A 21,278-nucleotide genomic window follows, 5' to 3' on the forward strand; every position below is an offset into this window, starting at 1 on the left:
CGTGCAGTCCGGCGCGCTACTGGTATGAGGTAACCCAATGGAGTATGAATTTTTACGCGATATCACCGGCCAGGTCAGGGTGCGCATGTCGATGGATCACGAAGCGGTAGGCCACTGGTTTAACGAAGAGGTCCGCGACAACGCCGGGCTGCTGGATGAAGTAGAAGCGGCGGCGCGTGCGGTAAAAGGCACCCATCAGCAGTGGCAGCGTATCGGACATGAGTACACGCTGTGGCTGGATGAAGAAGAGGTGATGATCCGCGCTAACCAGCTGGCGCTTGAGGATGAGGGGCTGGAAGAGGGCATGGCCTACTACGATGAAGAGAGTCTCTCGTTCTGCGGCGTGGAGGACTTTCTGGCGGTCATCGCGGCTTACCGGCAGTTTATGGCGGGCAGATAACCGGCACCGCGCCACATGATCCATTCTTACTTAACGTAGGCCAGCAGGCTCAGTGAATCACGCGCCAGCGATTTGCACTTCTTATCGTTATTGATTGCAATGCCACTGAGATCTTTATAGCTCTCTTCGCCCAGCGCTTTCATGTTGTAGCTGCTGTAGTTGCTCAAATCCCAGCGGTTCTGCTGGGCAAAAAACACCAGCGCTTTGCGAATTTGTGCATCCGGCAGCGCCTGGTAGCCGCAGTCGTTTTTCAGATAGACAAAGACCGCCGTCAGGTCAGCCAGATCTTCCGCTTCAGACTCGCTCAGCGCAAAACTGCTGGTGGAGAAGCCAAAGAGTCCCGCCAGCAGCAGGATCTTAATGCTTTTTGTCATAATGGTTCTCAGCAAAGGACAATCCATTGACGTTAGCACAGTTACCGTCCGGATTCCGCTTCTTTTACCCCGGCAACGGGCAGGCTACTATTTTGATGCCCGGCACTTGACCCTCCCGCAGGGGCAGGGTTTAGGCTGGGTGCCTCATTATCACAAGGATATGCGTATGCAACGTCGCACTTTTCTCAAACTGACCGCGGCGCTCAGCGCGGCAGGCGCACTGCCGCTATGGAGCCGCTCACTGATGGCGGCTACGCGGCCGCTGCTGCCGATCCCTGCGCTGCTTGAGCCAGATGCGCGCGGTCACTACAGCCTTACCGCCATGACGGGCAGCACGCAGTGGCAGGGTAAAGCGGTGCCGACCTGGGGCTATAACGGCAGCCTGCTCGGGCCGGTTCTGCGCCTGCAGCGCGAGAAGCGCGTCACGGTCAATATTCATAACCGGCTGCCGGAAGCGACCACCGTACACTGGCACGGCCTGGCGATTCCGGGTGACGTGGATGGAGGCCCGCAGGCGATTATCGCGCCCGGTGCCACGCGGCAGGTGAGCTTTACCCCCGATCAGCCAGCGGCGACCTGCTGGTTTCATCCGCATCTGCACGGCAAAACCGGTCATCAGGTGGCGCAGGGATTAGCCGGGCTGGTGCTGCTGGAGGATGAAGCGTCCGGCAAGCTGCGCCTGCCGATGCAGTGGGGAGCCGATGACGTACCGCTGATTTTCCAGGATAAACAGCTTAACAGCGCCGGCACGCATATCGATTATCAGCTGGATGTGATGCGCGCGGCGGTAGGCTGGTTTGGCGATATGATGCTGACCAACGGCGTGCAGTATCCGCAGCACGCCGTGCCGCGCGGCTGGCTGCGGCTGCGGCTGCTTAACGGCTGTAACGCCCGCTCGCTGGAGATCGCCACCAGCGATAAACGACCAGTCTATGTGGTGGGCAGCGATGGCGGACTGCTCGCTGAACCGGTACAGGTGACGTCGCTGTCACTGCTGCCGGGCGAGCGCTTTGAGGTGCTGATCGATACCTCTGACGGGCAGCCTTTTGATATCGTCACGCTGCCGGTGACGCAGATGGGGATGACGCTGCCGCCGTTTGATCGGCCACTGCCGCTGGTGCAGATCCTGCCGCTGCGCATTATGGCGAGCGGGACGCTGCCGGACACCCTGGTGGATCTGCCGCCGCTGCCTGCCAGTGACGGCGTACAGAACCGCTGGCTGCAGCTGATGATGGATCCGCAGCTGGATAAGCAGGGGATGCAGGCGCTGATGGATCGTTATGGCCATCAGGCGATGGGGGGCGCGGCAGACCACGGCGCGGCAGAGACGCACAGCGGACACGATGCCATGCCGATGGAACAGAGCGAACATGGCGCGATGCCGATGGATCACGGTGCGCACGACGCTGCCGCATACGATTTTCACCACGGCAATAAGATCAACGGCGAAGCGTTTAACATGCAGAAGCCGATGTTTGCCGTGCCGCTGGGTAAAACCGAGAAGTGGACGATTTCAGGCGAGGGCGATGCGATGCTGCATCCGTTCCATATTCACGGTGCACAGTTCCGTATCCTGTCAGAAAACGGCAAGCCGCCCGCCGCGCATCGCGCCGGCTGGAAAGATATGGTTAACGTCAACGGCTGGCGCAGTGAAGTCGTGGTGCGGTTCGACTATGCTGCCAGCGCGGAGCATGCCTATATGGCACACTGCCATCTGCTGGAGCACGAAGATACCGGCATGATGCTCGGCTTCACGGTCGCGTAGCGGGGCCAGACGACCGCAAGGGCGGCATCTGAGCCGCTCGGCGTCAGCCGCCGTCTGCCGCCTCCAGCGCCTGGCTGATATCCGCAATCAGGTCGTCCGGATGCTCAATCCCGATCGACAGGCGCACCGTCGCGTCGCTGATGCCAATGCGCTGACGTACCGCCAGCGGCACGCCAGAGTGGGTGGTGCTGGCCGGATGGCTGGCGAGCGACTCGGTGCCGCCCAGGCTTACCGCCAGCTTAAACAGCGTCAGCGCGTTGAGAAAGCGGAAAGCCGCAGGTTCTCCGCCCTGAATATCAAAGGAGAAGGTCGAGCCGGCGCCGCTGCACTGGCGCCGGTACGTTTCTCCGGCCGCACTCTGTGCGTCAAGATAGGGCAGCCAGAACAGCGCCGCGACCTGAGGCCGGTCGCGCAGGAAGGCGGCGACCCGTTCCGCATTTGCGGCGGCTTTCTCCATGCGCAGCGCCAGCGTCTCCAGCGAACGGCCAATCATCCAGCTTGAGTGCGGGTCGAGCTGCGTGCCGATCGCGCTGCGCAGCGCGCGCACAGATTTCATCAGCGTCCGGCTGCCCAGCGCGGCGCCGGCGATAAGGTCGGAGTGGCCGCCCACATATTTGGTCAGCGAATAGAGCGAGATATCTGCGCCATGCTGCAGCGGATGCTGAAACAGCGGCCCCAGCAGCGTATTATCGCAGGCGATAACCGGACGCGAACCCTGCTGCTGTGCAATGACATCCGCCACCTGCGCAATAAGCCGGATATCCACCAGGCTGTTGGTGGGGTTGGCCGGCGTCTCGATCAGGATCAGGGCGACCCGGCCACGCTGCCACGCCAGCTTCGCCGCCTCATAAACCTTATCTTCATCCGTACCCTCGCTGAACCCTACGGCTTTAATTTCCAGATCGTGCAGCGTCTTGCTCAGCAGCGTTTCTGTGCCACCATACAGCGGCTGTGAATGCAGGATCACCTCGCCCGGCCGCGCAAACGCAAGCAGCGTAGTGGCAATGGCTGACATACCGGAAGAGAAGAGCACCGCGCTCTCAGCGCCCTCATAGATCGCCAGACGATCTTCAACGATTTCGCTGTTGGGATGGTTAAAGCGTGAATAGACCAGCCCGCCGCTCTGACCAGCAGGCGGCTGACGGCGACCCGATACATAATCAAAAAAATCTTTGCCCTCTTCGGCACTGTTGAAAACAAAGGTTGAGGTAAGAAACACCGGCGGTTTTACCGCGCCTTCTGACAGCCGAGGATCGTAACCGTAATTAAGCATCTGCGTTTCCGGATGCAGCGTGCGCCGATCGGAAGGTTCTTTATTGCTGGATGAGTTTGCCATAGCAGCTCCGGCTGAATCAGGATAAAGCGCGTAAACCCTGCTATAGAGTTAATGCCATCGCGGTAAATTTTGCTACGTAATCGTTTGCGTTCTGCGGGCGCGGTTAGCCATCAGGCGCATTGTGATAGACTGCGGAGCTTTCTGAAAACCTTAACCAGGCGAACGCAATGAAACACACCGTTGATGTGATGATCTCCCGGGAGGAGATTGCAACCCGTATTGCCGAGCTGGGCAAACAGATCAGTGAAGCCTACCGCGACAGCGGCAGCGAGATGGTGCTGGTTGGTCTGCTGCGCGGCTCCTTTATGTTTATGGCCGATCTGTGTCGGGCGATTGATGTTCCGCATGAGGTCGACTTTATGACCGCCTCCAGCTACGGCAGCGGCATGTCGTCGTCACGCGACGTCAAAATCCTGAAAGATCTCGATGAAGATATTCGCGGTAAAGATGTGCTGATCGTGGAAGATATCATCGACTCCGGCAACACGCTGAGCAAAGTGCGTGAGATCCTGCGCCTGCGTGAGCCAAAATCGCTGGCCATCTGCACGCTGCTGGATAAACCCGAGCGTCGTGAAGTTGAGGTGCCGGTCGAATATGTGGGCTTTACCATTCCCGATGAGTTTGTCGTGGGCTTTGGCATTGACTACGCGCAGCGCTATCGTCATCTGCCTTATATCGGCAAAGTCACCATGCAGGACGCATAACCGCACAATCTACCTGGGTCATTTTGGCCGTTCCGGGATAGAATCAGCCGCCCGTAAGTGACTGACTTGCGGGCCTGATGCACTTTTCTGCACGATACAGCGCGTCATGCGCTCCCCGCAGGCGCACCACGTCTGATTTCAACACAAATTCTGCTGAATTCGCCGCACGTCTGGCGCGGGCGCACTATCATTTTCATCAGGCTTTGATGTCACAACAACAGGATATGGACTCGCAATGACTTATGCACTGGAACTTTCCGGGCTGACCAAGACCTATCCCGGCGGCGTACAGGCGCTGAAAGGTCTCGATCTGAACGTAGAGGCGGGCGACTTTTACGCTCTGCTGGGACCAAACGGGGCCGGTAAATCGACCACCATTGGGATTATCAGCTCGCTGGTTAATAAATCTGGCGGCAGCGTTCGGGTATTTGGTTACGACCTGCAAAAAGATGTGGTCAATGCCAAGCGCCAGCTCGGGCTGGTGCCACAGGAGTTCAACTTTAACCCGTTTGAAACCGTGATGCAGATCGTCGTAAACCAGGCAGGCTATTACGGCGTGGAGCGGGCAGAGGCGAACAAACGTGCGGAGAAGTATCTTAACCAGCTCGATCTGTGGGGCAAACGCAATGAGCGCGCCCGCATGCTTTCAGGCGGTATGAAGCGCCGCCTGATGATTGCGCGTGCGCTGATGCATGAGCCCAAGCTGCTGATTCTGGATGAGCCGACGGCCGGCGTGGATATTGAGCTGCGCCGCTCCATGTGGGTGTTTCTGAAAGAGCTGAATGCGAAAGGCACCACGATTATCCTCACCACGCACTATCTGGAAGAGGCAGAGATGCTGTGTCGCAATATCGGCATTATTCAGAGCGGCGAACTGGTGGAGAATACCTCCATGAAAGGCCTGCTCTCTAAACTGAAATCGGAAACCTTTATTCTCGATCTCGCCCCGCGCAGCGCGCTGCCGCAGCTGGAGGGCTTTCAGTATCGCCTGGTGGATACCTCGACGCTGGAAGTAGAAGTGATGCGTGAGCAGGGGCTTAACAGCGTATTCAGTCAGCTGAGCGCGCAGGGCGTACAGGTGCTGAGCATGCGTAACAAAGCAAACCGGCTGGAAGAGCTGTTTGTGGGACTGACACAGGGTAAAGCAGGAGGCAGAGCATGACGCATCTTTATTGGGTCGCGTTAAAGAGTATCTGGAGCAAAGAGATTAACCGGTTTGCCCGCATCTGGATCCAGACGCTGGTCCCGCCGGTGATCACCATGACGCTCTACTTTATTATTTTCGGTAACCTGATTGGTTCACGCATTGGCGACATGCACGGCTTCAGCTATATGCAGTTTATCGTGCCGGGCCTGATTATGATGTCGGTGATCACTAACGCCTATGCTAACGTCGCCTCCTCTTTTTTCAGCGCAAAATTTCAGCGCAATATTGAAGAGCTGCTGGTGGCACCGGTGCCGACCCACATCATCATTGCCGGCTATGTCGGCGGCGGCGTGGCGCGTGGCGTCTGCGTGGGGATCCTGGTGACGGCGGTCTCGCTCTTCTTTGTGCCGTTCCACGTTTTCTCCTGGCCAATGGTTGCCATCACTCTGCTGCTGACCGCGGTGCTCTTTTCGCTGGCGGGTCTGCTCAACGCGGTGTTCGCCCGCACGTTTGATGATATCAGCCTGATCCCGACCTTTGTGCTGACGCCGCTGACTTATCTGGGCGGCGTCTTCTATTCGCTGGCGCTGCTGCCGCCGTTCTGGCAGGCAGTCTCGAAGCTGAATCCGGTGGTGTATATGATCAGCGGCTTCCGGTACGGCTTCCTCGGCATTAACGATGTGCCGCTGGTGTTTACGCTGTCGGTGCTGTTAGCGTTTATCGTGGTGTTTTATGTGCTGGTGTATACGCTGATCCAGCGCGGTCGCGGCTTACGCACCTGAATGTTATTGAGCGGGATAATAAACAGGGGCGCCGGAAGGGCGCCCCTGATGTTTCCGGCAGCTCAGCGTAATATGGCTGAACGCTACGCAACCTGAACCGGCAGCGCCCGGGCAAGACGTTTCATCTCATTATCGCCCTCAAAATAGGCCACCTTTGGCTGCCAGCTGCGCGCCACTTCATCCTCTACCTGCACGTAAGAGCAGATAATCATGATGTCTCCGGCACAGGCGCAGCGCGCGGCAGCACCGTTTACGGAGATAATTTTTGATCCCCGCTCGGCGGCGATGGCGTAGGTGGAAAAACGCTGGCCGTTGGTCACATTGTAAATATCGATCGCTTCATATTGCAGAATGCCGGCGGCATCCAGGAAATCCTGATCGATCGCGCAGGAGCCTTCATAGTGCAGATCGGCCTGCGTGACTTTGACGCGGTGCAGTTTGCCCTGCAGAACAGTACGAATCATCGCGGTATACCCTTAAGCTGCTGTTTAAACGACGGCTTACGCCATCAGATCCACTTGCTGATTATCAATCAGACGCGCGTTGCCCAGCCAGGCGGCCATCAGGATCACCGCGCGCTGGCTCTCCACCGTCAGCGGCTGCAGCGTGCTGGCATCGCAGATCGCCAGCCCGTCAGGACGAAACCCCTTTTCCTGCAGCGCGGCATTCGCCTGTTCAATAATCTCATCAATGTGGCGTTCGCCGTTGCTGAGGCGCTCCGCCATACTCTGCATAACCTGGCTCAGACCCGGTGCCAGCCTGCGTTCATCGGCAGTAAGATAGCCATTGCGCGAACTCAGCGCCAGCCCATCTTTCGCCCGCACGGTGGGCACGCCAACGATGTCGATATCAAAGCCCATATCCGCAACCAGTTTGCGTATGATCGCCAGCTGCTGAAAGTCCTTTTCGCCAAAACAGGCGACGTCAGGCTGCACCAGGTTGAACAGTTTGCTGACGATCGTAGCGACCCCACGGAAGTGGCCCGGCCGGCTGGCACCCTCCAGCAGCGCAGAGAGCACCGGCACCTCAACAAACGTCTGGTTCTCTGTACCCTGCGGATAGATCGCCTGCGGTGCCGGTGCAAATACCAGATCCACACCGTGACGGTTAAGCTTTTCGCAATCGTCCTGCAGCGTGCGCGGATAGCGTGCAAGGTCATCCGCGCGGTCAAACTGCATCGGATTAACAAACACCGAGACCACAACCACATCAGCCCGCTGGCGCGCTTCATCAACCAGCGTCAGGTGGCCATCATGCAGATTGCCCATTGTGGGCACCAGGGCGATACGTTTGCCCGCCTGGCGCCAGCGACGGATCTCGCGGCGCAGCATCGGCAGCGTTTCAATGATCAACACGATAAATCTCCGGATTCAGAAGAAGCTGTGTTCGGCGGCAGGATAGGTGCCAGCCTCAACGTCGGCAATATACTGGCGAATTGCCGCGCGAATGTCGCCGGTTTCGGCGAGGAAATTTTTGGCAAATTTTGGAATGTGGCCACCGGTGATGCCAAAGGCGTCATGCATGACCAGAATCTGGCCATCGGTGACGTTACCTGCGCCGATGCCGATCACCGGAATGGTCAGCGCCTGGGTGATGCGCGCCGCCAGCGCGACCGGCACGCACTCCAGTACCATCAGCTGTGCGCCAGCGGCTTCCAGCGCCAGGGCATCGGCCAGCAGGCGTTCAGCGTCCGCCTCATCACGGCCCTGCACTTTGTAGCCGCCAAAAATATTTACCGACTGCGGCGTCAGGCCCAGATGGCCACAGACCGGTACGGCGCGCTCGGTCAGCATGCGTACGCTCTCCGCCAGCCACGCACCCCCTTCCAGTTTGACCATGTTGGCACCGGCGCGCATCAGCTGCGCGGCAGAGGCGAAAGTCTGCTCCGGAGTGGCATAGCTCATAAAGGGCAGGTCAGCCATGATCAGTGCCTGCGGCGCGCCACGGCGCACGGCGGCGGTATGATAGGCGATATCAGCCACCGTGACCGGCAGCGTGGAGTCATGCCCCTGCACCGTCATCCCCAGTGAATCGCCAATCAGCATCACCTGAATGCCTTCGTCGGCAAACAGGCGGGCAAAGCTGAAATCATAAGCGGTAAGAGTGGCAAAGCGGCGCCCGCTGGCTTTCAGCTGGCGCAGATGAGAGATAGTGGTTGGTTTCATCGCAATCTCCGGCGTTTCTGATGCGCGCAGTGTACTGGATTGCTTGCAGGGGGGATATGACCGGCAGGAAATTATCGCGTGTCAGACGGACCAGAGGGTGATTTCGCTGCAGTCCAGCGTGGCGAGCACGCCGCTCAGCGGACGGCCATCGGGCAGGCGCAGACCCGGCGCAATCTCCAGCAGCGGCAGCAGCATAAATGCCCGGTTGTGCATATCATAGTGCGGTACGGTTAAACGCGGCGTATGGATCACCTGATTGCCAAACAGCATGATATCGATATCGAGCGTACGCGGCCCCCAGCGCTCAGCTTTGCGCACGCGGCCATGTTCCAGCTCAATATGCTGGGTGTGATCCAGCAGCGTCTCGGGCAGCAGCGCTGTATCAAGCGCCACTACCGCGTTCAGGTAATCGGGCTGATCCGCCGGACCATAGGGCGGCGTGCGATAGAACGATGAGGTCGCCACGCGGGAAGTCTCCGGCAGCGTATCGAGCGCCGCAAGCGCTGCATCAATCTGATGCAGCGGATCGGCAAGATTACTGCCCAGGGCGAGATAGACGCGATTCATGATGCGTTGCTGCTGCTGCCCTGTTCGCGACGCGGACCGGTGGAGCGGCGGCGCGGACGGCGCGGTTTACGGCGCGGCTGCGGATCGTCCCCCAGCGTGTTCAGCATGGTTTTCTGCTGGACCGGAACGGCGGCCTGGAATTCACCCCACCACTGGCTGAGACGCTGCAGTTCCGGATTCTTTTCTACTTCAGCACGCAGCGCCAGCAGGTCGTAAGCGGCGCGGAATTTCGGATGCTCCATCAGCTTCCATGCGCGTTTGCCGTGGCGACGCGACATACGCAGCTGCAGCTGCCAGATATCGCGGACCAGGGTGGTAATGCGTTTCGGGATCGCCAGCGCGCGGCACGCCTCGTCCAGCGTATCATTCATGGAGAGTGCAAACGCGTCATAGTAGGTCAGGCCGCTCTCCTGAGCGATACGCTCAGCGGATTCCAGCTGCGGATACCAGAACATTGCGGCAAACAGAAACGCCGGATTGACACGCAAATCGTTGTGCAGCCGGGTATCGGTGTTTTTCAGCACCTGCGCCAGCATGCGTTCCATCATGCTGTCGCCTTGCTCGGTAAAGTGGCGCGCCAGGGTCGGGAACAGCGGCTGGAAGAGCTGATATTCACACAGCATCTGCCAGGTGCGGTAGCCATAGCCAGCCTGCAGCAGCTTCAGCGCCTCTTCAAACAGGCGGGCGGGCGGAACGTCATTCAGCAGCGTCGCCAGGCGCGGGATCGGCTCGGCGGTTTCCGGCGCAATCTGCATATTGAGTTTGGCGGCAAAGCGCACCACGCGCAGCATGCGTACCGGATCTTCACGGTAGCGCGTCTCCGGATCGCCAATCAGGCGTACCACGCCCTCCTGCAGATCCTGCAGGCCACCCACATAGTCGCGGACCGTGAAGTCTGCCACGCTGTAGTAGAGGCTGTTGATGGTGAGATCGCGGCGCTGCGCATCATCTTCGATGCTGCCAAAAATATTGTCGCGCAGCAGCATGCCGTTCTGGCCGCGCTGCGAGCTGTTGCGATCGTCTTCGCTCTCTTCCTGATGGTGGCCGCGGAAAGTCGCCACCTCGATCACTTCCGGCCCAAACATCACGTGCGCCAGACGGAAACGGCGGCCAACCAGACGGCAGTTGCGGAACAGTTTGCGCATCTGCTCAGGCGTGGCATTGGTCGTCACGTCGAAATCTTTCGGCTTTTTGCCCAGTAGCAGGTCGCGTACGCCGCCGCCGACCAGGTAAGCTTCAAAGCCTGCTTTATTCAGGCGATAGAGCACCTTAAGGGCGTTTTCGCTGATATCTTTGCGTGAGATGTTATGGTTTTCCCGGGGAATGATGGTCATCTGGTTTTCAGCTTCCACCTCTTCAGGCACCTCCTCGTCACGCTTGAGGACTCTCCGGCAAAAATTAGCGACTCGGGTAAAAATGGGACACCTCGACAGTGACAAAAAATGGGTGGTAATAAAATCAGCGGCTAATCATAGCCTGTTGCGAACCATTTAGGAATGGCGTTGTCATTTCATCCGGCTTTAGCGCGTCATGTAACGGGATCTGCGCCGGTGCCCAGCGCGTAATGGCCTGGCTCAGCAGCAACGCCAGCGGGCTATCCTGCCAGCCTTCTTCTGCCGGCTGTCCGAGAAAGCGCAGCGCCTGCACCAGCAGCGGACGCGGATCGCCAGCGGGCAGGGCAGGGGCGTGATTCTGCTTGGAGAGTTTATTGCCGTCAGCGGCGATCGCCAGCGGCAGATGCAGGTATGCCGGCGGCGTCCAGCCAAACTGCTGATAGAGCGCAATCTGACGCACCGTCGGGGCGATTAGATCCGCGCCGCGCACAATTTCGGTAACGCCCTGGTCATGATCGTCGACCACCACCGCCAGGTTATAGGCGAACAGCCCGTCCCGGCGATGGATAATAAAATCCTCTTCCGCCAGCTGAGGATCCGCCAGCAGCTCCCCGCGCAGCCGATCGGTAAAATGCCGGACCGGCGCGTGCTGGCGCAGGCGCAGCGCCGCGTTATCCGGCGGGAGCTGGCGATCGCGACAGTAACCATCGTAATACCCACCCAGCTGCTGAATACGCCGGCGACTGCAGGTGCAGAAATAGCTCTGACGATGAGTGCGCAACCAGGCCAGCGCCGCCCGATACGCATCATGCCGCTGTGACTGCCACATCACTTCACCATCCCACTCCAGCCCGTAATGCTCCAGCTGCTGCAGAATGCGCGTGGCAGCACCCGGTACTTCACGTGGCGGATCGATATCTTCAATACGCACCAGCCAGCGGCCCTGCTGCGCACGAGCGCTGAGATAACTGCCGAGTGCAGCAATCAGGGAACCAAAATGAAGATCGCCGGAGGGCGAAGGGGCGAAGCGACCAATACAGGAGGACATAGCAGAGGGTGTCACTGGAAGATACACCGCACGGCGGGGAAAGATTGATTTTCCCTGCTGTGCGGTGAGAACAGGCGGATGGACATCAGCCAGCCATCTGCTTCTCGCGGATCTCAGCCAGCGTTTTGCAGTCAATGCAAAGATCGGCAGTCGGACGCGCTTCCAGACGGCGGATACCGATTTCAACACCGCAGGATTCACAGTAGCCGAAGTCGTCATCTTCCACTTTTTTCAGCGTCTTCTCGATCTTCTTAATCAGCTTACGCTCGCGATCGCGGTTACGCAGTTCCAGGCTGAACTCCTCTTCCTGCGCTGCTCGGTCAACCGGATCGGGGAAGTTAGCAGCTTCGTCCTGCATGTGTGACACAGTACGGTCTACTTCATCCCTGAGTTGGTTGCGCCAGGCTTCCAGAATCTTACGGAAGTGGCCTAACTGGGCGTCGTTCATATACTCTTCGCCCGGTTTCTCCTGATACGGCTCCACACCTGCGATGGCGAGGATACTCAGGGACGATGTTTTACGGTTTTGCCCTTCTTGCATGTTGTTTCTCCTGGATAACACGCACTACCCGTTGCGATTCAGACTGCCCGGCAGGATTGCTGCACGGCTGGCCTGTCTGCTCTGGGTTTATCGATTCCCATCAGGGAAAAAAACAGGCCGCTATAAATAGCAGAAGCAATCAAGGTTGGCAATTATTCCTGAACACACCTTGACAAGCCTGTGAGTAAAAGCGTATTTAGCGCGCCTCCGGCTCCATCCTGACACAGTTTATCGCCACTATTATGACAGCTCAGCGCAGGCTGCCACCGGCAGCGGTCGGGAGAGCTGCATCTGCTCAGGAGAAAGCGTGGCCTGATACGCAAACACTTCTACGCCACGGCGCTGTGCCTGTACCAGTAGTTCTGCGTAGTGCGCGTCGATATGGCGCGCCGGGGAAACGTCCTCAATCCCCGTGTGCAGAACAGCAAACAACAAAACGGCCCGATGACCTTCTGCCGCGATTGCACTGAGTTCGCGCAGATGCTTCTGTCCGCGGACCGTCACCGCATCCGGAAAGTAGCCTTTACCATTCTGTAAAAGGGTGACGGATTTGACTTCAATATAGCAGTTTGATCTGCCCTCTGCCTGCAGAAGGAAATCAATTCGGCTTTTTTCCGTGCCATATTTCACTTCGCTGCGGCAGTGGGTGTAACCGGATAATTCCGGAATATGCTGTTGCTGCAGCGCCTCCTGCACCAGCTGGTTAGCGCGCAGCGTATTAACGCAGATCCAGTGGCCCGACTGCGTCTCTGTCAGCTCCCAGCTGTGCGGATATTTGCGCGTCGTGCTGGCTGACGTGGAGTACCACACCGTGTCGCCGGGCGTGGCGCAGCCGGTCATGGCGCCGGTGTTGGCGCAGTGGATGGTCAGCAGGTCGCCCTCAGGCGTCACGATGTCAGCCAGAAAGCGCTTGTAGCGCGCCACCAGACGAGCCGGCTTAAGCGGCAGAGTAAACTGCATGGTGGATCCTCAGGCTGAAGTGAGCGGCCAGCGCGCCACGGTTTTGTAGCGCGTACGGCCGCGGGAAAAGAGCGATGAACAGAGCGCAAACCGGGTCGCTTCCATCTGCCAGTGAAACCCGCGCGGCGGCAGCATAATGCGCTGTGTGGCGTGGCGCAGCAGGGTAACGTGCGGATGAAAAGGCTGTGCGCTCTGCGCGCAGCCGTGTCGTGCCGCCTGAGCGCGCAGCAGCGACGCCAGCTGCAGCAGTCCGCGCGGCGCGCGGCGGCAGCCGAGCCATACTACGCCGGGGCGTGGCCAGTGTCCGGCATCATCCAGGTCAAGCGTAAAAGCGGGCTGGGTAATACGCGCGGCGAGCTGTTGCAGGCTCTCCTGCGTCTCGCGGCTCACCTCACCCAGAAACGCCAGCGTCAGATGCAGGTTGGCCGCTGCAACCGGCGTACCGGCCTCAGCGGCAAAATTATCCGCCCGCCACTGCACCAGCTGCTGCTGAAGCGGAGCAGGCAGTTCAAGAGCAAAAAACAGGCGTTGCGTGGTCATAAGCGTGCTCCGGTAATCTGCGCCGGGTGGTGTACAATGCGCGCCATATTAGCACAGGCAGAGCAGGAGAAGAGCGTGAGTGAATTACCGGTCAGCGAGGTATTGCCTGCGCTGCTGACGGCGCTGGAGCGTTCGCCCCAGGTGCTGCTGGCGGCCCCTACCGGCGCAGGAAAATCGACCTGGCTGCCGCTGCAGCTGCTGCAGCAGGCGTCGCTGCCGGGGCGTATTATTATGCTGGAACCGCGTCGTCTGGCGGCGCGCAATGTGGCCCAGCGGCTGGCGGAGCAGCTTGGCGAGCAGCCGGGCGACACCGTGGGTTACCGGCTGCGCGGTGAGAGCTGCGTCGGTGCGCATACCCGACTCGAAGTGGTCACCGAGGGGATCCTGACGCGCATGCTGCAGCGCGATCCCATGCTGGAGGACGTAGCGCTGGTGATCCTTGATGAGTTTCATGAGCGCAGCCTGCAGGCCGATCTGGCGCTGGCGCTGCTACTGGATGTGCAGCAGGGGCTGCGCGATGACCTGAAGCTGCTGCTGATGTCCGCCACGCTGGATAATCAGCGTCTGCAGGCGCTGCTGCCCGCTGCGCCTGCCATTGTATCGGCCGGACGCAGTTATCCGGTGGCGCGCCGCTATGCCAGCCTCAATCCGCAGACGCGTTTTGAGGAGGCGGTGGCGCGCGAGGTCGCCCAGCTGCTGCGCGAGGAGCACGGCTCGCTGCTGCTGTTTCTGCCGGGCGTGGCGGAGATTGAGCGTGTCAGGCGGGAGCTGAGCGCACGGGTGGGGGACGATATCGATCTGGCTCCGCTCTACGGTGCGCTGCCGCTGGAGGCGCAGCGGCGCGCCATTCTGCCGGCCGCCGCCGGCCGCCGGAAGGTCGTGCTCGCTACGAACATTGCGGAGACCAGCCTGACCATCGAGGGGATCCGTCTGGTGGTCGATAGCGCGCTGGAGCGGGTCGCGCAGTTTGATGCCCGCAGCGGCGTCACCCGGCTGCAAACGCAGCGTATCAGTCAGGCATCCATGACGCAGCGCGCCGGGCGCGCCGGCCGGCTTGAGCCGGGTATCTGTCTGCATCTGCTGGCACAGGAGCAGGCGCTGCGCGCGCCGGCGCAGAGCGATGCAGAGATCTTAAGCAGCGATCTCGCCGGTCTGCGACTGGAGCTGCTGCAGTGGGGCTGTAGCACGGCAGCGCAGCTGCAGTGGCTTGACCTGCCGCCGGCCCGCAACCTGCAGGCGGCGGACGCGCTGCTGCACCAGCTGGGCGCGCTGGACAGCGCCGGACGGCTTAACGCCACCGGCCGGAAAATGGCGCGGCTCGGCAGCGATCCGCGTCTTGCGGCCATACTCTGCGCGGCGGGGGAGGAGAGCGATGCCATTGCCAGCGCGGCGCTGCTGGTGGCCACTCTCGAAGATCCGCCGCGCGGCGGCAGCGTCGATTTGCGTGACGCGCTGAACCATCCCCAGCCGCAGTGGCAGCGGCGGGCGCGGCAGTGGCAGCAGCGTCTGCACGCCAGCGGTGGACGGGTGGATGCCGATCGCATTCCGCTGCTGCTGGCGGCGGGTTTTGCCGACCGCATTGCGCAGCGGCGCGGCGAGAGCGCACGCTACCAGCTGGCAAACGGTCTCGGCGCCATGCTGGATGAGGATCACGGCCTTAGTCGCTATCCCGCCCTGATTGCGCCCGCGCTGCTGCAGGGGGCGGGCGCGGCGGACGCACGCATGCTGCTGGCGCTGCCGGTGGACCTGACGGCGCTGCGGGCAGCGCTGCCGCAGCTCATTACCCGCCGGGTTGACGTGGAATGGGATGAGGAGAGAGGCACGCTGCGCGCCTGGAAACGCGAACTGCTGGGCGAGCTGGTGCTCAGCGCGCAGCCGCAGGCGCGGCCAGACGCTGAGATTCTGCATCCTGCCATGCTACGCTGGATACGCGAAAAGGGATTGTCGGTGCTGGGCTGGACGCCGGAAGCGGAGCAGCTGCGCCTGCGCCTGCAGTGCGCGATGCAGTGGTTGCCGGAAGAGGGGTGGCCGCCGCTGGACGATACGGCATTGCTTGATACACTGGAAAGCTGGTTACTGCCTGAGATGACGGGCGTGCGCGATCTGAAAGGGCTGCAGGGCATTAACCTCAGCCGGGCATTATTACATTTGCTGACATGGTCGCAACGTCAGCGGCTGGATAGTGCGCTGCCAACTCACTACACTGTGCCGACCGGAAGCCGCCTGCCCATCCGCTATCACGCAGAGAATCCGCCCGCGCTGGCCGTTCGCCTGCAGGAGATGTTTGGCGAGGCGCAGAATCCGGCTATCGCTGAGGGCCGCGTGCCGCTGGTGCTGGAGCTGCTGTCACCGGCGCATCGTCCGCTGCAGATCACCCGCGATCTGGCGGCGTTCTGGCGCGGCGCGTACCCCGAGGTGCAGAAAGAGATGAAAGGGCGCTACCCCAAACATCCATGGCCGGACGATCCGGCCAGCGCCCTGCCAACAAGGCGCACCAAAAAGTTTTCCCCGTAACCCTGTGGATCGAATTCAGAGGGTTCTGCCATGCGCCGCGGGAGAAAGCAGTTAGAGTAACGGCCGCAGCTACCGCTATGCCTGGAGAGAAGAGAGTATGTCTGGGAACGATCGCGAACCTATTGGGCGCAAAGGAAAAGCGCCAAAGCCGCCGCGCACTACCGCGCGGCGCGGGCACCGCAAAGAGCCTGATGGCCACATCGGGCAAACTGATATTGATGAAGATTATGAGGAGAGCGCTCCGGTGCCACCGAAAAGTAAAGGAAGGGGTAAAGGCCCGCAGCGCGGCAAGCGCCGCTGGTTAGGCTGGCTCATTAAGCTCTTCCTCGTTGTTGTTGTTGTGATGGCGGCCTGGGGCGTCTATCTCGACTCTGAGATCCGCAGCCGTATTGATGGTAAAGTCTGGCAGCTGCCTGCCGCCGTCTACGGGCGCATGGTCAGCCTTGAGCCTGGCATGGCCTATGATAAGAAAGAGATGATTGCGCTGCTGGAAGGTACGCAGTATCGCGAAGTGTCGCGCATTACGCGTCCGGGCGAGTTCAGCGTCAAGGGCAATACCATCGATCTGCTGCGCCGGCCGTTTGATTTTCCTGACAGCAAAGAGGGACAGATCAACGCGCGTCTGACCTTCAGCAACGATGAGCTCTCCGGTATTAAAAATCTCGATACCGGGCGCGACTTCGGTTTCTTCCGTCTCGATCCGCGCCTGATCACCATGCTGCAGTCGCCTAACGGCGAACAGCGTCTGTTTGTGCCGCGTGCCGGCTTCCCGGATCTGCTGGTCGATACGCTGATCGCGACCGAAGATCGTCACTTCTATGAGCATGACGGGATCAGCCCTTACTCGATCGGCCGTGCATTTCTGGCCAACATCACCGCCGGAAAAGCGGTACAGGGCGGCAGTACGCTGACGCAGCAGCTGGTTAAAAACCTGTTCCTGACCAATGAGCGCTCACTATGGCGTAAAGCGCGTGAAGCCTATATGGCGGTGATCATGGATGCGCGTTACAGCAAAGATCGCATCCTTGAGCTCTACCTCAATGAGGTCTATCTCGGTCAGGCCGGTAACGATCAGATCCGCGGCTTCCCGCTGGCCAGCCTCTACTATTTCGGGCGTCCGGTTGATGAGCTCAGCCTCGATCAGCAGGCGATGCTGGTCGGAATGGTAAAAGGCGCCTCGCTCTACAACCCGTGGCGGAATCCAAAGCTGGCGCTGGAGCGACGTAATCTGGTGCTGCGTCTGCTGCAGCAGCAGCAGGTGATTGACCAGGAGCTGTATGACATGCTCTCGGCGCGTCCGCTGGGCGTACAGCCTAAAGGCGGCGTGATCACCCCGCAGCCCGCCTTTATGCAGATGGTGCGTAATGAGCTGCAGGCGAAGCTGGGCGACAAGGTAAAAGATCTCTCGGGCGTGAAAATTTTCACCACGCTCGATCCGGTTTCACAGGACGCGGCTGAAAAGGCGGTAGAAGAGGGGATCCCCACGCTGAAAAAACAGCGCGGGCTGAAAGATCTGGAAACCGCCATGGTGGTGGTAGACCGCTTCAGCGGTGAAGTGCGTGCTATGGTGGGCGGTTCCGATCCGCAGTTTGCCGGCTATAACCGCGCGCTGCAGGCGCGCCGCTCTATCGGCTCGCTGGCGAAACCGGCTACCTATCTGACCGCGCTGAGCCAGCCCAACAGCTACCGGCTGAACAGCTGGATCGCGGATGAACCGATTGCGCTGAAGCAGCCCAACGGCAGCGTCTGGAAGCCAATGAACGACGATCGTCGCTTCAGCGGCAAGGTGATGCTGGTGGATGCGCTGACTAACTCCATGAACGTGCCAACGGTTAATCTGGGCATGACGCTGGGGCTGGATGCGGTAGTGGATACCTGGAATAAACTGGGCGTGTCGAAAGATCAGCTACATCCGGTGCCGGCGATGCTGCTGGGCGCGCTGAACCTGACGCCGGTGGAAGTGGCGCAGGCGTTCCAGTCGATCGCCAGCGGCGGCAACCGTGCTGACCTGTCGGCGGTGCGTTCGGTCATCGCTGAAGATGGCTCGGTTCTGTTCCAGAGCTTTCCGCAGGCGCAGCGCGTGGAGCCTGCTCAGGCGGCCTATCTGACGCTCTATACCATGCAGCAGGTGGCGGAACGCGGTACCGCCCATGCTCTGGGCGCACGCTATCCGAAAGCGCACCTGGCGGGCAAAACCGGGACCACCAACGATCTGATCGACAGCTGGTTTGCCGGTGTTGACGGTAAAGAAGTGGCGATTACCTGGGTCGGACGTGATAACAACCAGACGTCGAAACTCTATGGCTCCAGCGGTGCGATGCAGATTTACCGTCGCTATCTCGATAATCAGGCGCCGATGCCGCTGGTCCTGACGCCGCCGGAGGATATCACGCAGATGAACGTTGATTCTGCGGGTAATTTCGTCTGCGGATCTGGCAGCAGTACCTGGCGTTCACTGCCGGTCTGGACGCTGGATCCGGCCGCACTCTGCCAGCAGCAGATGGAGCAGCAGCAGGTGTTCCAGCAGCAACAGCAGCAGCAGCCTGAGCAGCAACAGCAACAGCAACAGCAACAGCAGCAACAGTCGCAGAATGAGCAAAAGGATTCTGACGGCGTGGCGGGCTGGATCAAAGATATGTTCGGCAGTAAATAAGTCATCCCTTCATACAGGGCGCTCCGGCGCCCTTTTTTTTGCCTCCGGTTTTTTATCCGCGATCAATCGATGCTGCAATCGGGCAGTAATTGCGGCAATCGCGCAGATTACATCTTGCAGATCGCGCGCAGCTTCGCCTAGAATCTTTGCGTCTGATAATCATTATCGTTTTCATTCGCCCGCATTGTTCATCTGTTGAGAGACTCCTTCATGAGTGCGCGAACTACTTTTTTCCGGCCGGAGCTGACGCCTCGTCGCCCGCTGGCTTTATTCATTGCGTTAACACTGGGTACGCTGAGCGCGCAGGCGCTGGCAGAAGAGACTGTTGTTGTCACCGCTGCCGATACCGGCACGGTGGCACAGGAGAGCGCCTGGGGCCCGGCCCCGACCATTGCGGCGAAGCAGAGCGCCACCGGCACCAAAACCGATACGCCGATTGAAAAAAACCCGCAGTCGGTTTCGGTGGTGACGCAGGAAGAGATGGCGATGCATGCCGTCACCAGCGTTAAAGGGGCATTCAACTATACCCCTGGCGTACTGACCGGTAACCGCGGCAGTTCGGACGTGATTGATGCACTCTCGATTCGCGGCTTCAGCGAAACCAACACCAATCAGTATCTGGATGGCCTGAAACTGCAGGGCGACAACTACTCAGAATTCGCCCTCGATCCCTGGTTCCTGGAGCGTGCGGAGCTGCTGCGCGGCCCGGTATCGGTGCTCTATGGAAAAAGTAATCCGGGCGGCGTAGTGGCGCTGGTCAGCAAGCGCCCCACGCAGGAGACGCTGCGTGAAGTGCAGTTCCAGATGGGCAATGACAATCTGTTCTCAACCGGTTTCGATTTCGGCGGCGCGCTCGATGACGCAGGCGTCTACAGCTATCGTCTGACCGGCCTCGCGCGCAGCGCTGATGCGCAGCAGGCGATGAACAAAGAGAAGCGCTACACCATTGCGCCTTCATTCAGCTGGCGTCCGGACGAAAATACGCGTTTTGACCTGCTGACTTACTTCCAGAATGAACCGGAAACCGGCTATTACGGCTGGCTGCCGCGCGAAGGCACGGTGGTGGGCATCACCCGCCCGGACGGCAGCAGTTACAAACTGCCGACCCATTTTGATGAAGGCGAAGAGAGCAACAAGATTTCGCGCAACACCAAAATGGTCGGGTACAGCGTTGAGCATAGCTTCAGCGATACCTGGACGGTGCGGCAGAACCTGCGCTATGCCGAACTGCGTACGGATTACCGCAGCATTTATGGCTTCGGTTATAACCCTGATAATCAACGTATTACCCGTAATGCGGCATTCTCGAAAGAGAAACTCAACCAGTTCGCGGTTGATACGCAGGCCCAGGCTAACTTTGCTACCGGTGATTTAGCTCATACCTTGCTGCTGGGCGTTGATTTCCAGCGCACCCGTAACGACATTGATGGTCAGTTTGGTGTCGCCAGTGGTCTTAGCCCATTCAATCCGCAATATGGTGATGACAGCTATACCCCTTATACCAATCCTTATCAGCATTTAAATCAGCAGCGCCAGACTGGCCTGTATGCGCAGGATCAAATGGAATGGAACCGCTGGGTGTTAACACTCGGTGGCCGCTACGATTACGCGATGAACTCCGTTACCGATCGGGTGGAAAATTCCGTAGACCGTCAGAATGATCAGGCATTTACCTGGCGCGGCGGGGTTAACTACGTATTCGATAATGGTATTGCACCTTACTTCAGCTATAGCGAAGCGTTCATCCCGAATGCTGGTGCGACAGGGAACGGTCAGGCGTTCGATCCTTCACGCGCTAAGCAGTATGAGGCAGGCGTAAAATATGTGCCGAAAGATCGTCCGATTGTTATGACGGCCGCTGTGTATCAGCTCACCAAAACCAAAAACCTGACGGCCGATCCTGATAATCCGCAGTTTAGCGTGCAGAGCGGCGAAATCCGTTCACGCGGCGTGGAGCTGGAAGCGAAAGCCGCGGTGAACGCCAGCATCAACCTGACGGCGGCTTACTCTTATACCGATGCGGAATACACCGAAGATAACTTGCTGAAAGGCCGCACGCCGGTGCAGGTGCCGAAGCACATGGCATCGCTGTGGGGCGACTACACCTTCCATGACACGGCGCTATCGGGCGTAACTATCGGTGCCGGTGTGCGTTACGTCGGTGAAAGCAAAGGATTGTATGCCAGCGGTAGCAACGTGAACCAGAACTTCGATGTCGCCGCTTACACCACGGTAGACGCCGCGCTGAAGTACGACCTGGGTCGCTTCGGCCTGCCGGGTTCGACTGTGGGCGTCAACGTCAACAATCTGTTCAATCGTGACTACGTCGCCAGCTGCTACCGCGACTACGCCTGCTACTGGGGCGCTGAGCGCCGTATCGTGGGTACCGCTACCTTCCGTTTCTGAGACTGATATCCGGGCGCGCTGCGCCCGTTAGCCAGGGAGTAC

Annotated in this window: 19 protein-coding genes; 8 read left to right on the forward strand and 11 right to left on the reverse strand. The window is 59.6% G+C overall.

From position 1 onward, the window contains the following. The first annotated feature begins 37 nt into the window (after nt 1–37). Entirely contained in the window at nt 38–400 is a 363-nt protein-coding gene (gene yacL, locus F3J39_RS15385; RefSeq protein WP_094110740.1) for a protein YacL, read from the forward strand. Nucleotides 401–426: 26 nt separating this feature from the next. Here yacL and F3J39_RS15390 read toward each other — a convergent pair whose 3' ends face one another. Further along, nucleotides 427–774 (reverse strand): YacC family pilotin-like protein, encoded by a 348-nt coding sequence (locus tag F3J39_RS15390; RefSeq protein ID WP_039382635.1) that lies wholly within the window; start codon nt 772–774, stop codon nt 427–429. A gap of 166 nt (nt 775–940) precedes the next feature. Here F3J39_RS15390 and cueO point away from each other — a divergent pair, with 166 nt between their 5' ends. Beyond that, a complete protein-coding gene (gene cueO, locus F3J39_RS15395; protein ID WP_145339476.1) occupies nt 941–2,539 on the forward strand; it encodes a multicopper oxidase CueO in 1,599 nt (532 codons plus the stop codon). Between the two features lie 43 nt (nt 2,540–2,582). Here the strand turns inward: cueO and F3J39_RS15400 are convergent, their stop codons facing one another. Then, nucleotides 2,583–3,875 carry a cystathionine gamma-synthase family protein gene (locus F3J39_RS15400; RefSeq protein WP_071669064.1) on the reverse strand — a complete coding sequence of 431 codons (1,293 nt, stop codon included), beginning with the start codon at nt 3,873–3,875 and terminating at the stop codon, nt 2,583–2,585. A gap of 167 nt (nt 3,876–4,042) precedes the next feature. Between F3J39_RS15400 and hpt the strand changes: the two genes are divergently transcribed. From hpt to F3J39_RS15415, 3 genes are all read left to right on the forward strand, one after another. Further along, nucleotides 4,043–4,579, forward strand: coding sequence for a hypoxanthine phosphoribosyltransferase (gene hpt, locus F3J39_RS15405; protein ID WP_094110743.1), 537 nt, complete (start codon nt 4,043–4,045; stop codon nt 4,577–4,579). Between the two features lie 235 nt (nt 4,580–4,814). Beyond that, nucleotides 4,815–5,741, forward strand: coding sequence for an ABC transporter ATP-binding protein (locus tag F3J39_RS15410; RefSeq protein ID WP_039382642.1), 927 nt, complete (start codon nt 4,815–4,817; stop codon nt 5,739–5,741). Continuing rightward, nucleotides 5,738–6,508 carry an ABC transporter permease gene (locus tag F3J39_RS15415; protein ID WP_039382646.1) on the forward strand — a complete coding sequence of 257 codons (771 nt, stop codon included), beginning with the start codon at nt 5,738–5,740 and terminating at the stop codon, nt 6,506–6,508. Before F3J39_RS15410 ends, F3J39_RS15415 begins: the two co-directional genes overlap by 4 nt. Before the next feature lie 83 nt (nt 6,509–6,591). Here F3J39_RS15415 and panD read toward each other — a convergent pair whose 3' ends face one another. From panD to thpR, 9 genes are all read right to left on the reverse strand, one after another. Beyond that, complete coding sequence (gene panD, locus F3J39_RS15420) at nt 6,592–6,972, reverse strand: aspartate 1-decarboxylase (protein ID WP_039382649.1); 381 nt, start codon at nt 6,970–6,972, stop codon at nt 6,592–6,594. A gap of 36 nt (nt 6,973–7,008) precedes the next feature. Further along, nucleotides 7,009–7,863, reverse strand: coding sequence for a pantoate--beta-alanine ligase (panC, locus tag F3J39_RS15425; protein ID WP_039382651.1), 855 nt, complete (start codon nt 7,861–7,863; stop codon nt 7,009–7,011). 15 nt (nt 7,864–7,878) lie between these two features. Next, nucleotides 7,879–8,673: a 3-methyl-2-oxobutanoate hydroxymethyltransferase gene (gene panB, locus F3J39_RS15430; protein WP_108569997.1), complete on the reverse strand. Its 795-nt coding sequence runs from the start codon at nt 8,671–8,673 to the stop codon at nt 7,879–7,881. Nucleotides 8,674–8,754: 81 nt separating this feature from the next. After that, a complete protein-coding gene (gene folK, locus F3J39_RS15435; RefSeq protein ID WP_039382657.1) occupies nt 8,755–9,240 on the reverse strand; it encodes a 2-amino-4-hydroxy-6-hydroxymethyldihydropteridine diphosphokinase in 486 nt (161 codons plus the stop codon). Then, nucleotides 9,237–10,658 (reverse strand): polynucleotide adenylyltransferase PcnB, encoded by a 1,422-nt coding sequence (gene pcnB / locus F3J39_RS15440; protein WP_211279566.1) that lies wholly within the window; start codon nt 10,656–10,658, stop codon nt 9,237–9,239. The genes folK and pcnB overlap by 4 nt, the downstream gene beginning before the upstream one ends. Before the next feature lie 40 nt (nt 10,659–10,698). Further along, nucleotides 10,699–11,622, reverse strand: coding sequence for a tRNA glutamyl-Q(34) synthetase GluQRS (gene gluQRS, locus F3J39_RS15445; protein ID WP_104085526.1), 924 nt, complete (start codon nt 11,620–11,622; stop codon nt 10,699–10,701). Between the two features lie 85 nt (nt 11,623–11,707). Next, nucleotides 11,708–12,163 (reverse strand): RNA polymerase-binding protein DksA, encoded by a 456-nt coding sequence (dksA, locus tag F3J39_RS15450; protein ID WP_039382663.1) that lies wholly within the window; start codon nt 12,161–12,163, stop codon nt 11,708–11,710. A gap of 240 nt (nt 12,164–12,403) precedes the next feature. Further along, a complete protein-coding gene (gene sfsA, locus F3J39_RS15455; protein WP_039382667.1) occupies nt 12,404–13,123 on the reverse strand; it encodes a DNA/RNA nuclease SfsA in 720 nt (239 codons plus the stop codon). A gap of 9 nt (nt 13,124–13,132) precedes the next feature. After that, complete coding sequence (gene thpR, locus F3J39_RS15460; RefSeq protein WP_166714362.1) at nt 13,133–13,663, reverse strand: RNA 2',3'-cyclic phosphodiesterase; 531 nt, start codon at nt 13,661–13,663, stop codon at nt 13,133–13,135. Nucleotides 13,664–13,699: 36 nt separating this feature from the next. Between thpR and hrpB the strand changes: the two genes are divergently transcribed. The 3 genes from hrpB (at nt 13,700) to fhuA (ending at nt 21,236) form a co-directional block, all read left to right on the forward strand. Further along, the gene (gene hrpB, locus F3J39_RS15465; RefSeq protein WP_166714363.1) at nt 13,700–16,177 is read left to right on the forward strand and encodes an ATP-dependent helicase HrpB; all 2,478 of its coding nucleotides are present in this window, start codon (nt 13,700–13,702) and stop codon (nt 16,175–16,177) included. 97 nt (nt 16,178–16,274) lie between these two features. After that, entirely contained in the window at nt 16,275–18,830 is a 2,556-nt protein-coding gene (gene mrcB / locus F3J39_RS15470) for a bifunctional glycosyl transferase/transpeptidase (RefSeq protein WP_094112287.1), read from the forward strand. A gap of 210 nt (nt 18,831–19,040) precedes the next feature. Further along, a complete protein-coding gene (gene fhuA / locus F3J39_RS15475) occupies nt 19,041–21,236 on the forward strand; it encodes a ferrichrome porin FhuA (protein ID WP_166714364.1) in 2,196 nt (731 codons plus the stop codon). Nucleotides 21,237–21,278 lie beyond the last annotated feature (42 nt).

This window comes from Pantoea sp. Acro-807 (assembly GCF_011752675.1).
Taxonomy (GTDB): Bacteria; Pseudomonadota; Gammaproteobacteria; order Enterobacterales; family Enterobacteriaceae; genus Pantoea; species Pantoea eucrina.

Excerpts from the sequence above, each read along its gene's own strand:
- hpt (WP_094110743.1), top strand. The coding sequence starts at position 4,043 with ATGAAACACACCGTTGATGTGATGATCTCCCGGGAGGAGATTGCAACC.
- F3J39_RS15415 (WP_039382646.1), top strand. The coding sequence starts at position 5,738 with ATGACGCATCTTTATTGGGTCGCGTTAAAGAGTATCTGGAGCAAAGAG.
- F3J39_RS15390 (WP_039382635.1), bottom strand. The coding sequence starts at position 774 with ATGACAAAAAGCATTAAGATCCTGCTGCTGGCGGGACTCTTTGGCTTC.
- panD (WP_039382649.1), bottom strand. The coding sequence starts at position 6,972 with ATGATTCGTACTGTTCTGCAGGGCAAACTGCACCGCGTCAAAGTCACG.
- folK (WP_039382657.1), bottom strand. The coding sequence starts at position 9,240 with ATGAATCGCGTCTATCTCGCCCTGGGCAGTAATCTTGCCGATCCGCTG.
- F3J39_RS15410 (WP_039382642.1), top strand. The coding sequence starts at position 4,815 with ATGACTTATGCACTGGAACTTTCCGGGCTGACCAAGACCTATCCCGGC.
- panB (WP_108569997.1), bottom strand. The coding sequence starts at position 8,673 with ATGAAACCAACCACTATCTCTCATCTGCGCCAGCTGAAAGCCAGCGGG.
- gluQRS (WP_104085526.1), bottom strand. The coding sequence starts at position 11,622 with ATGTCCTCCTGTATTGGTCGCTTCGCCCCTTCGCCCTCCGGCGATCTT.
- mrcB (WP_094112287.1), top strand. The coding sequence starts at position 16,275 with ATGTCTGGGAACGATCGCGAACCTATTGGGCGCAAAGGAAAAGCGCCA.
- hrpB (WP_166714363.1), top strand. The coding sequence starts at position 13,700 with ATGCGCGCCATATTAGCACAGGCAGAGCAGGAGAAGAGCGTGAGTGAA.
- fhuA (WP_166714364.1), top strand. The coding sequence starts at position 19,041 with ATGAGTGCGCGAACTACTTTTTTCCGGCCGGAGCTGACGCCTCGTCGC.
- thpR (WP_166714362.1), bottom strand. The coding sequence starts at position 13,663 with ATGACCACGCAACGCCTGTTTTTTGCTCTTGAACTGCCTGCTCCGCTT.
- F3J39_RS15400 (WP_071669064.1), bottom strand. The coding sequence starts at position 3,875 with ATGGCAAACTCATCCAGCAATAAAGAACCTTCCGATCGGCGCACGCTG.
- yacL (WP_094110740.1), top strand. The coding sequence starts at position 38 with ATGGAGTATGAATTTTTACGCGATATCACCGGCCAGGTCAGGGTGCGC.
- dksA (WP_039382663.1), bottom strand. The coding sequence starts at position 12,163 with ATGCAAGAAGGGCAAAACCGTAAAACATCGTCCCTGAGTATCCTCGCC.
- sfsA (WP_039382667.1), bottom strand. The coding sequence starts at position 13,123 with ATGCAGTTTACTCTGCCGCTTAAGCCGGCTCGTCTGGTGGCGCGCTAC.
- cueO (WP_145339476.1), top strand. The coding sequence starts at position 941 with ATGCAACGTCGCACTTTTCTCAAACTGACCGCGGCGCTCAGCGCGGCA.